Origin of the sequence: Nocardia cyriacigeorgica NBRC 100375, assembly GCF_000308555.1 — a bacterium.
Lineage (GTDB): Bacteria > Actinomycetota > Actinomycetes > Mycobacteriales > Mycobacteriaceae > Nocardia > Nocardia cyriacigeorgica.
Window position 1 is genome coordinate 1 of sequence record NZ_BAFY01000168.1, and the last position, 10,016, is coordinate 10,016.

The following is a 10,016-nucleotide window of genomic DNA, read 5'->3' on the forward strand; positions in this document are numbered from 1 at the left end:
GGGGCACCCCGGATTTCATCGGCAGCGGCGCCGACGCCGGCCATATGCCGGGTTTCTCGGTCGACGCCGTCGAATGGCTGCTCGAGACCGGACGGCTCGGGCGGCGCGGTGCGCTCGGTATCGATACCTTCGGGCCCGACCTCGGCATCGACCACGAGTACACGGTGTCGAAACTGCTGTACCGGGAGCATCGGATCAGCCTGGAATGCCTGGCCGGTCTGGCCGCGCTCCCGGCCACCGGGGCGTGGGTGCTGGCCGGCGGGCCGATCTACCGCGGCGGTTCCGGCTCCCCCGCCACCGTCATCGGCATCATCCCGGAGACGGTGCGGCCAGAGGTGAAACCGAATTACTAAAACGCGTTCACAAATGGCTTGCGCCGTGGTTCACTCGACACGACCGTGTTCCATGAGGACGAAGGGCACTCGCGTGAAGACCAGACTGAACTGCCCCTGCGGCGAACACATCACCGGCACCGATGAGGACGACCTCGTCGCCAAGACCCAGGCCCACCTCGCCGCCGAGCACCCCGGTCACGACTACACGCGCGACGAGATCCTGTTCATCGCCTACTGACCTGCACGAACAGGGCCGGGAAAGATTCTCGGAAAAAAACTTCACGGTGGTGTCGATCGGTCGCCTCCCCCGTTCGACCAAGGGATGAGAGGGTCAGGAGGACCCGGACGATCCCGAGGAGACACACCATGAAGTACATGCTGATCATGCGCGCCACCGACGAGACCTTCGCGGCCTTCGAGAACGCCGACTTCGACGAAATCATGGAGTCGATGGGCAAGTTCAACGACGAGATGATCCGGGCCGGCGTGCTGGTCGCGGCCGAGGGGCTGGATCCCGACCCGGCGACGGGCGTCGTGGTGGACTACTCCACCGAGACTCCGGTGGTCACCGACGGCCCCTACGGTGAGACCAAGGAACTGTTCGGCGGCTTCTGGATCCTCAATGTGGCGTCGCTGGAAGAGGCCGTCGAGTGGGCCAAGCGGGCGCCGCTGGCGGGACCGGGCGCCAAATGCGAGATCCGCCGGGTCACAACGATCGACGAATTTCCGCAGGACAATGTGTGGATCCAGAAGGAGCGGGCGTGGCGCGAGACCACCGGCCAGCTCTGAGCGGGTAGGCGATGGCCGAACACACCGGACGTGAGGCCGTCGCCGCCGTCTGGCGGATCGAATCGGCGCGGATCGTCGGTGCGCTCGCCCGATACACCGGCGATTTCGCCCTCGCCGAGGATCTCGCCCAGGAGGCGTTCGCCGAGGCGCTGGTGACCTGGCCGCGCGAGGGCGTACCGCACCATCCCGCGGGCTGGCTGCTCACCGTCGGCAAGCGGCGCGCGATCGACGCCTTCCGCCGCCGCGCGCTGCGCGACGACAAGTACGCCGTCCTCGCCCACGGCCTGGGTGAGGGCGGCGTCGTCGCGGGCAGCCCGCCCACCGAACCGGTCCGGGCGGCCGAGGACGTGCTGTGGGATCCGGACCAGATCGACGACGACCTGCTCGCGTTGATATTCGTCTCCTGCCACCCGGTGCTCTCGCGCGAGGCACGCATCGCGCTCACCCTGCGGGTGGTGGGCGGGTTGACCAGCGACGAGATCGCCCGCGCTTTCCTGGCGCCGACCGCGACCGTGCAGGCGCGCATCACCCGCGCCAAGAAGACGCTGGCCGCGGCTCGCGTGCCCTTCGAAGTGCCTGCCGCCGCCGAGCGCGCCGAACGGATCGGCTCGGTGCTGAGCGTGATCTACCTGATCTTCACCGAGGGCTCTTCGGCCAGCTCCGGCAGCGCCTTGATGCGCCTGGACCTGGCCGGGGAGGCGTTGCGGCTGGCACGGGTGCTGGCGCGGCTGATGCCCGAGGAGCCCGAGGTGCACAGCCTGCTGGCGTTGCTCGAGCTGACCGCGGCGCGTTTTCCCGCCCGCACCGACGCCGCGGGTCGTCCGGTGCTGCTGGAGCAGCAGGACCGGCGTCGCTGGGATCGTTCGGCGATCCGACGGGGACGGGCCGCGCTGGCCCGCACCGAACAGCTCGGCCGTGGCCTCGGCGCCTACGGTTTGCAGGCCGCGATCGCCGAATGCCATGCGGTCGCACCGTCGGTCGAGCAGACGAACTGGGAGCGCATCGTGCTGCTGTACGAAGCGCTCGGCAGGCTGGCGCCGTCACCGGTGGTGGAGTTGAACCGGGCCGTCGCGGTGTCGATGGCGGATGGACCTGCCGCCGCCTTGCCGATCGTCGACGAACTGGCAGCCGGCGGTGCGTTCGCCAATTCGCATCTGCTGCCCAGCGTGCGGGGCGAGCTGTTCATCCGACTCGGGCGCCGCGACGAGGCCCGCGCCGAATTGGAACTGGCGGCGAAGCTGTGCGGGAACGAGCAGGAACGGGCGGTCCTACACCAGAAGCTCGCCGATCTCGGCTGAAGAATCGTGGCCAGCGCTGCGTTTCACGCATAACCGTGAGCCCGCCGGTGTTCGCGTCGAGCACGGCCGCCGATGACGTCGGCAGTCGTTCGCCTGCGTCCGCCTAGGGCAGGGCTTGCGGGAATTGCCTTGCCGCACAGTCGTGAAGGGCGGTGCGGGCCGCGCTCACAATGGGATGGTCGCGGGTACCACGACGGTAGGCCAGTCGGGTGTGGCGTCGAGTCGGCAACGGGGTCAGCACCACGCCCGCGGGTGGGGTGCGGGCACCGAGTTCGGGCACCAAGCTGACGCCGCGGCCGGCGGCGACGAGTGCGAGCACGGCGCTGAAATCGTCGACGTGGTGACGGATCCGCGGCGTGAAACCCGCGGCCTCACACACCCGGATGGTCATCGAATGACACAGGGTGCCGGGCGTGCCCGCGATCCACGGTGAGTCGCGGTGATCCGGCAGTGGGTCGTCGCCGAGGGCGGCGAGGTAGATCGTTTCGGCGAGCAGTGGATCGGTGTCCAAGGCGGGCTCGGGCGGCATGGGCACATGGTCGTATTCCTGGACCAGGGCCACATCGACGGTCCCGGCGCGCAGAGCGGCCGGGGCGGTCGCCGGATCGAGTTCGGTTACAACGACGTCCAGTCCGGGGTGCTCGCCGGTGACTGCGATCAGGGCGGGGACCAGGATTATCGGCACCGCCGAGGGGAAGGCGCCGATCCGGAGAGTTCCGGTGAGTCGCTCGGTCGCGCTGGTGAGGTCGGCGGCCGCACGTTCCAGCGTGGCCAGGATGGATTCGGTGTGCTCGACGAGGATCAGCGCGGCCGGCGTCAGCATGACGCGGCGGCCGGTCCGTTCCAGCAGCGGCACCCCGGCTTCCCGTTCCAGCGCGCTCAACTGTTGCGATACCGCCGACGGGGTGTAGCTCATCGCTTCGGCGACCGCGGCGATGGTCTGCCGGTGCGCCAATTCGCGCAGCAGGCGCAGCTTCCGCACATCGAGCATCAGCTCAGGTTACGCTCGACGACAGAAACGTGAACTGGACCTGAGGCTGAATCGGCCGCACGCTGGTCCCATGATTCCGACCGGCCTCTTCGTCCCGCTCATCACGCCGTTCACCGACGACGGCGCACTCGCCGCGGACGCTCTGGAACGTCACGCTCACCGGGTACTCGATGACGGCGCCACCGGCCTGGTAGCGCTCGGCACCACCGCCGAACCGGCCACGCTCACCGCCGGCGAACGCGCCGTGGTGCTGGAGATCTGCGCCCGGGTGTGCGCCGAGCGCGGCGCGCCCCTGATCGCCGGGGCGGGCACGAACTCCACCACCGATTCCCTCGCCACGCTGGCGGCCCTGGATGGCCGGATCACGGCGGCCTTGACGGTGGTCCCCTACTACACCCGGCCGTCGGAAGCCGGTGTGCTGGCGCATTTCCGCGCGCTCGCGGCCGGTCCGGTGCCGTTGATCGTCTACAACATCCCGTACCGCACCGGCCGCACCCTCGGCCTCGACACCGTACTGGCATTGGCAGGCATCCCTGGCGTCGCCGGTTTCAAGCACGCGGTCGGCGCGATCGATGACACCACCGTCGCCATGATGAGCAGGCTGCCTGCCGAGGTCGCCGTCCTGGCCGGTGACGACCTGTACGCCGCGCCCATGCTGGCACTCGGCGCCGGCGGCGCGATTCTCGCCTGCGCGAACCTCGCCACGCCGGCCTACGCCGAGCTGGTCCGCCGAGGGCGGAACGGCCCGGTCGAGAACGCTCGCCACTTGGGGCACCGGCTGGCCGCACTCGCGGAAAGTGTTTTCGCCGAACCGAATCCGGTCGTCATCAAAGCGGTTCTGGCGGCGCAGGGCCGCATTCCCGGCCCCGCGGTCCGGTTGCCGCTGCTGCCCGCGTCGGATGCGGCGACGAAGGCCGCGCTCCGCGCACTCGATGCGCTCCCTGTGCGGTGAGGCCGCGACGCTCCGCATCAGCAGTCGGCGTATTTCATGCCGCACCCCCAGAGATGGGATGCTGTGCTCATGGTGTCGCAGCGCGCGGAGGTGGGTGGCGGACGGTGGGGTGACCACAATTCCGAACGCAGGCGCGCCATCATGGAGGCGCTCATCGCGTTGATCGAGGAGTCCGAGCCGGGCGCCGAGATCCCGTTGCAGCTCATCGCCGAGCGGGCCGGAATCCGCCGATCGGTCATCTACCGGCATTTCGCCGATCGCCAGGACCTCGACGACAAGACCCGCGAGTACGTCGTCGAATCCAGCATCGACCAGGTCATGCCGACTTTGGACCTGGACGACAGCCTGCACCAGACCCTGTTTCGCATCATCGACACCTACGTGCGGCTGGTGGCGGCGCGGCCCCGGCTGCATCTGTGGGTCGAGCAGGGACCCGGCAGCCACGATCCGGCCGGGCTCGCCGTGGTCGGCGGCACCAAACTCGCTGTGTCCCAGCGCATCACCGATCTGTTCACGATGGCGACGACCTTGCTCGGCATCGAGGAGCCAGGTCTCGAGGTGGCCGCCTTTTCGGTGGTGTCGATGGTCGACGGCGCGGTGACGCGCTGGTTGCAGACCGAGCCGCCGGGGGTCGACGCGGCCGAGGTGACGCGGCTGCTGACCGAATCGCTGTGGTTCCTGATCGACGGTCACGCCCGCGCACGGGGTGTGTCGGTCGATCCGCATCGGCCGCTGCGCGAGCTGCTGACGCTCGCCGCCGACGCCTGACCGGACAGCGCCCGACCGGCACAAGTCACCCTGAGGCTATCCGGCACTCACCACCCTGTGCGTGACGCGCTGTCACGATCAACCCTTGTCGACTGGGGTCACGCGCGGTACCGTCGACACTGTGAGCGTGACACGGCGTCACACTCATATCGCGAGGAGGACAGCATGACGTCGACGCATCCGCGCACCGGACCCGACCTCGAGCACTACGCCGACACACTGGCGACGCTGTCGCACGGTTCGGTGCACCGCCGTTTCGACCCGTACCTCGACATCGACTGGGACGACCCCGATTTCGCGGTGAACGCCGATGACGACCGCTGGATCCTGCCGGAGGCCGACCCGTTCGGCGCCCACCCCTGGTACCGAGCGCTGCCCCGGGAACGCCAGATCCAGGTGGGCATGTGGCGCCAGGCCAATGTCGCCAAGGTGGGCCTGCAATTCGAGAACATCCTGATCCGCGGTCTGATGCAGTACGTTTTCGCGCTGCCCAACCGCTCCGCCGAATTCCGCTACTGCACCCACGAAGCCATCGAAGAGTGCAACCACACGATGATGTTCCAGGAGGTCGTCGACCGGATCGGTCTGGACGTCAGCGGGATGCGGACCTGGGTGAAGCTGATCGGTCCCGCGATTCCCCTCGTCGCGACGATCTTCCCGGCCTGGTTCTTCACCATGGTGCTCGCCGGTGAGGAACCCATCGATCACACGCAGAAGGCCGTGCTGCGGGCCGGCTCGCGCACCCATCCGATGCTGCAGCGGGTGATGACGATCCACATCGCCGAGGAAGCTCGACATATCAGCTTCGCTCACGAGTACCTGCGCAAGGCGGTGCCGGAACTGGACCCGGCCCGCAAGTTCGTGCTGTCGCTGCTGTTCGCGCCGACCATGCGCATCACCTGCGACCTGATCACGGTTCCGACGCCGGCCTTCCGGCGCCGATGCGATGTGCCGGCACAGGTGATCAGGGAGGTCTTCTGGCGCAGCCCGCAATCACGCAAGATGCTGCGCGATTCCTTCGCCGATGTCCGCATGCTCGCCACGGACCTGGGGCTGATGAATCCGCCGGCGCGGCTGCTGTGGAAGCTGTGCCGCATCGACGGCCCCGCGTCGCGGTATCGCAGCGAACCCGCGCGCGGGGCCTGAGCCGCCCGCGTCAGTGCGGGCGGTGCGGCATCAGCGCGTTCTCGGGAATCACACCGAGCCGGCCGGACTGATAGTCCTCGATGGCCTGGACCAGTTCCGCGCGGGTGTTCATCACGAACGGACCGTAGTGCGCGACCGGTTCCCGGATCGGCCTGCCGCCCAGTAGCAGCACCTCGAGCGCGGGACGATTCGAGTCCTGGGCGGCGTCGGCGGCGACGGTGATCCGGTCGCCCTTGCCGAACACGACCAACTGGCCCTGCTCGACCGGCCGTGCTTCGGATCCGACGGTGCCGCGCCCCGACAGCACGTAGACCAGGGCGTTGTAGTCCGGCTGCCACGGCACCGACAGCTGCGCGCCGGGAGCGATGGTCGCGTGCGCGAAGGTGATGGGCGTATGGGTCGCGCCGGGCCCGTCGTAGCCGTCGACGGCGCCCGCGATGACCCGGACCAGCGCACCGCCGTCGGCGGAGGACAGCAACCGCACCTGACCGCCTTCCAGGCTCTGATACTTGGGCGCGAGGAACTTGTCTTTCGCGGGAAGATTCACCCAGAGCTGCAGGCCGTGGAACAGGCCACCGGAATCGACCAGTTCCGCCGGCGGGGTCTCGATGTGCAGCACGCCGGAGCCCGCCGTCATCCATTGCGTGGCACCGTTCTCGATCATGCCGCCGCCACCATGGGAATCCTGGTGCTGGAAGCGGCCGTCGATCATGTAGGTGACGGTTTCGAACCCGCGATGCGGATGCCAATCGGTGCCTTTCGGTTCACCGGGCTCGTAGTCGACCTCACCCATTTGGTCCATATGGATGAAGGGATCGAGTTCGGCGGCCGGCACCCCGGCGAAGGCCCGGACCACCGGAAAGCCCTCGCCCTCGTAACCGCGCGGGCCGGTGGTCACCGAGCGGACCGGACGTTCGGTGGCCTCGGGTCCGGCGGACGCGATCCGGGGCAGGGTCAGCGTATCGGCCGTGACAGCAGGCATAGCGTCTCCATTCTCTGCCCCGGCCCCGGCGGACACCAGGAGGGGCGATGCTGCTCGGTGTCGGATCGAACTGGTTCAATTTTTAACCACATCGGCAGCGCTTTTCTTCCGCACTCATCGTCCTCGCGGTCGCCGCGGTGATACACGACACCGGCGAAGCGATCCGAAGATCGCTTCGCCGGTGTCGGCCGGGTTCGCCGCCGGTCAGCCGATGGACGACGACAGCGTGGGCAACATCCGGAGGACCTGGTCCTGCCAGTTGTTCCAGGCGTGGATGCCGTAGGCCGGGAAATCGAAGGTGACGTTGTTCGCGCCGAGGGTGGCCATGCGGACCTGGAAGGCGCGGGTGTTGACCAGTGCGAGCGCCTCCAGTGCCATGCCGTTGAGGGTGCCGACGCTCGGCCCGTCGGTGGCGGTGGGCAGGCCGCTGGCGGCCGAAACCCACAGACGGGTGTTGTTGCCGATCAGTCGCGGCGCGAACACGAACGGGTCCATCCGCAGCCATTTCGGGTCCCACGGCGCGGCCATGGAGTCGACGTTGTAGCCGCCTGCGTCGATCATCGCGACGCGAATCGCCTCGCGCATACCGGGGGCGGAGATATTGAGATAGCCGGAGAACGAACCGGCGAAGCTGAACTGGTCGGGGTGGTAGGCGGCAAGGGTGAGCGCGGCACTACCGCCCATGGACAGCCCGAATACACCGTTGCGGTGCGGATTGAAGCCGAGCCGATCACGCAGGGCATAGCGCAGTTCCTGGGTCAGGAAGGTCTCCCAGCGGTAGGTGTAGTCCTTGCCGGGCCCGCCGGAGAAGACGTTCAGGCCGCCGGACCCGCTGGAGGACCCGGCCGCGCCGGGCGGCACGCCGAGGAAGCTCGACGGCGCGTTCCAGTCGATATAGAAGCTGGACTGTCCACCCACCGGCATGACGACGTTGATATTCCACTTCGTCAGCTCTCTGGCCACCTCGGTTTCGATCTCCCAGCCGTTGAGATCCTCCCGGGCGCGCATGCCGTCCAACGCGTAGACCACCCGATCGGTATTGCCGTCGGCGGCCCGGAACACCCGCGACTTGATCGGCCCCATGCTCGAGTCGACCCAGAAGTCGAACCCGGCGGGGTTGAACGCGGCCGAGGCGCTCGGGGCGCCGACGACGGCCGCGCCGGCCGCCATGAGCAGGGCGACCAGCGGCGCGAGCAGAGCCCGGCCGAGACCGGAGCGGGAGGATTCGGGTCGGGGAACTTGGCGGCGCAACCGCATCGATGAACCTTTCTCGACGACACAGGGAGATCCACGCGGCCGCGGTCCGCGGCCCCGACACCGCCGGACCGTCCGGCCACATGAGTCGCCCATCTGTCGGCCCCGAGACCCGCTCCGTTACCTCGCTGTGACATTTGCCTCGCGCCCCTGGCTCGACCCATGACCGCGACAAGCGCGCGTTTGAGCACGTCCGGACGGGGAAGCCGCCGAGTGTGAGCCTGCGAGTCGTGAACGAATCGTTCTGGATGGATACCAGCGAACCCACCGCCTACCCCGCACTGGACCGCGACACCCGGGTCGACGTCGCCGTGATCGGCGGGGGAATCGCGGGGTTGAGCACCGCCTGGGAGCTGATGGGCACCGGCCGCTCGGTCGCGGTGGTCGAGGCCGGGCGGATCGCCGCCGGCGTCACCGGCTACACCACCGCGAAGGTGACCTCCCTGCACACGCTCGTCTACCAGCGCCTGGCCGGTTCGCTCGGTGAGACCGCCGCCCGCCTCTACGCCGCCTCGCAACAGGACGCGCTCGGCCATATCGGACAGATCGTCGACGAACTCGGCATCGACTGTCAGCTCGAACAGTGCCCGGCCTACACCTACTCCGAAACCTCCGACGGTGCTGACGCCATGCGCCGCGAAGTCGATGCCGCCGTGGCGGCCGGCCTGCCGGCGCAGTTCGTCACCGAGACCGGCCTGCCGTTTCCGGTGACGGGCGCGGTCCGGCTCGAACAGCAGGCGCAGTTCCATCCCCGCCGTTATCTGCTGGCGCTGGCCCGTGCGATCACCGAACGAGGCGGGACGATTTACGAGAACAGCCGCGTGACGAACCTGAACGAGGGCCGGGCACCGGTGCTCACAGTCGAGTCGGGTGCGCGGTTGACCGCCGCGGACGTCGTCGTCGCGACCCACTATCCGGTGTTCGACCGGTCGCTGCTGTTCGCCCGCCTGACGCCGCATCGGGAATTGGTCGTCGCGGCGAGCATCCCCGCGGACCAGGCTCCACACGGGTGCTACATCACACCCGAGGGCAATACCCGCTCGGTGCGCACGGCCCCCCTGGACGACGGGCAGCGCCTGCTCATCGTCACCGGCGAGAAATTCACCCCGGGCGAGGGTGAGGTACGCAGCCGATTCGACGCCCTGTCCGCCTGGACGACCCGGCATTTCCCGGCCGCCGAGATCCGCTATCGGTGGGCGGCGCAGGACAATTCGACCACCGACGATCTCCCGTTCATCGGCCGGCTGCATCCGCTGAGCACGCATGCCTACGTGGCCACCGGTTTCAACTCCTGGGGCATGAGCAACGGCGTGGTGGCCGCGCGGGTCCTGACCGGGCGCATCACCGGTGACCGGTTGCCGTGGACCGATCTCTACGACCCCACCCGGGTGCACCCGGTCACCGAGGCCGTCCCGTTCGTGCGCGCGCAGACCAAGGTCGCCAAGCATTTCGTCGGCGACCGGCTACGGACCGTGCGCACCGGCTCGGTCGCCGACATCGC

Annotated in this window: 11 protein-coding genes; 8 read left to right on the top strand and 3 right to left on the bottom strand. The window is 68.7% G+C overall.

Annotation, left to right across the window (positions count from 1 at the left end; translation table 11 throughout):
- The 4 genes from RJ05_RS31425 to RJ05_RS15990 form a co-directional block, all read left to right on the top strand.
- On the top strand, nt 1-353 hold a 353-nt coding region (locus RJ05_RS31425; protein ID WP_036538080.1), incomplete at its 5' end, for a cyclase.
- Nucleotides 354-426: 73 nt separating this feature from the next.
- The gene (locus RJ05_RS29965; protein WP_104361371.1) at nt 427-573 is read left to right on the top strand and encodes a DUF1059 domain-containing protein; all 147 of its coding nucleotides are present in this window, start codon (nt 427-429) and stop codon (nt 571-573) included.
- A gap of 128 nt (nt 574-701) precedes the next feature.
- Nucleotides 702-1,124 carry a YciI family protein gene (locus RJ05_RS15985; protein ID WP_036538082.1) on the top strand — a complete coding sequence of 141 codons (423 nt, stop codon included), beginning with the start codon at nt 702-704 and terminating at the stop codon, nt 1,122-1,124.
- Between the two features lie 11 nt (nt 1,125-1,135).
- The gene (locus RJ05_RS15990) at nt 1,136-2,422 is read left to right on the top strand and encodes an RNA polymerase sigma factor (RefSeq protein WP_036538084.1); all 1,287 of its coding nucleotides are present in this window, start codon (nt 1,136-1,138) and stop codon (nt 2,420-2,422) included.
- A 103-nt stretch (nt 2,423-2,525) separates the two neighbouring features.
- On the opposite strand, the gene RJ05_RS15995 is transcribed toward RJ05_RS15990, so the two are convergent.
- Nucleotides 2,526-3,413, bottom strand: coding sequence for a LysR family transcriptional regulator (locus RJ05_RS15995; protein WP_036538085.1), 888 nt, complete (start codon nt 3,411-3,413; stop codon nt 2,526-2,528).
- Nucleotides 3,414-3,483: 70 nt separating this feature from the next.
- On the opposite strand from RJ05_RS15995, the gene dapA reads away from it, so the two are divergent.
- From dapA to RJ05_RS16010, 3 genes are all read left to right on the top strand, one after another.
- Nucleotides 3,484-4,365 carry a 4-hydroxy-tetrahydrodipicolinate synthase gene (dapA, locus tag RJ05_RS16000; protein ID WP_036538087.1) on the top strand — a complete coding sequence of 294 codons (882 nt, stop codon included), beginning with the start codon at nt 3,484-3,486 and terminating at the stop codon, nt 4,363-4,365.
- A 69-nt stretch (nt 4,366-4,434) separates the two neighbouring features.
- Nucleotides 4,435-5,133, top strand: coding sequence for a TetR/AcrR family transcriptional regulator (locus tag RJ05_RS16005; RefSeq protein WP_036538092.1), 699 nt, complete (start codon nt 4,435-4,437; stop codon nt 5,131-5,133).
- Nucleotides 5,134-5,298: 165 nt separating this feature from the next.
- Nucleotides 5,299-6,279, top strand: coding sequence for an AurF N-oxygenase family protein (locus tag RJ05_RS16010; protein WP_036538089.1), 981 nt, complete (start codon nt 5,299-5,301; stop codon nt 6,277-6,279).
- Between the two features lie 10 nt (nt 6,280-6,289).
- On the opposite strand, the gene RJ05_RS16015 is transcribed toward RJ05_RS16010, so the two are convergent.
- Nucleotides 6,290-7,261 (bottom strand): pirin family protein, encoded by a 972-nt coding sequence (locus RJ05_RS16015; RefSeq protein ID WP_036538090.1) that lies wholly within the window; start codon nt 7,259-7,261, stop codon nt 6,290-6,292.
- 204 nt (nt 7,262-7,465) lie between these two features.
- Nucleotides 7,466-8,518: an alpha/beta hydrolase gene (locus tag RJ05_RS16020; protein ID WP_036538091.1), complete on the bottom strand. Its 1,053-nt coding sequence runs from the start codon at nt 8,516-8,518 to the stop codon at nt 7,466-7,468.
- Between the two features lie 227 nt (nt 8,519-8,745).
- On the opposite strand from RJ05_RS16020, the gene RJ05_RS16025 reads away from it, so the two are divergent.
- On the top strand, nt 8,746-10,016 hold a 1,271-nt coding region (locus tag RJ05_RS16025), incomplete at its 3' end, for an NAD(P)/FAD-dependent oxidoreductase (RefSeq protein ID WP_255220942.1).

What these genes read in the sequence shown, in the direction of transcription:
- RJ05_RS15985 (WP_036538082.1), top strand. Translation starts at nt 702, where the DNA reads ATGAAGTACATGCTGATCATGCGCGCCACCGACGAGACCTTCGCGGCC.
- RJ05_RS15990 (WP_036538084.1), top strand. Translation starts at nt 1,136, where the DNA reads ATGGCCGAACACACCGGACGTGAGGCCGTCGCCGCCGTCTGGCGGATC.
- RJ05_RS15995 (WP_036538085.1), bottom strand. Translation starts at nt 3,413, where the DNA reads ATGCTCGATGTGCGGAAGCTGCGCCTGCTGCGCGAATTGGCGCACCGG.
- dapA (WP_036538087.1), top strand. Translation starts at nt 3,484, where the DNA reads ATGATTCCGACCGGCCTCTTCGTCCCGCTCATCACGCCGTTCACCGAC.
- RJ05_RS16005 (WP_036538092.1), top strand. Translation starts at nt 4,435, where the DNA reads ATGGTGTCGCAGCGCGCGGAGGTGGGTGGCGGACGGTGGGGTGACCAC.
- RJ05_RS16010 (WP_036538089.1), top strand. Translation starts at nt 5,299, where the DNA reads ATGACGTCGACGCATCCGCGCACCGGACCCGACCTCGAGCACTACGCC.
- RJ05_RS16015 (WP_036538090.1), bottom strand. Translation starts at nt 7,261, where the DNA reads ATGCCTGCTGTCACGGCCGATACGCTGACCCTGCCCCGGATCGCGTCC.
- RJ05_RS16020 (WP_036538091.1), bottom strand. Translation starts at nt 8,518, where the DNA reads ATGCGGTTGCGCCGCCAAGTTCCCCGACCCGAATCCTCCCGCTCCGGT.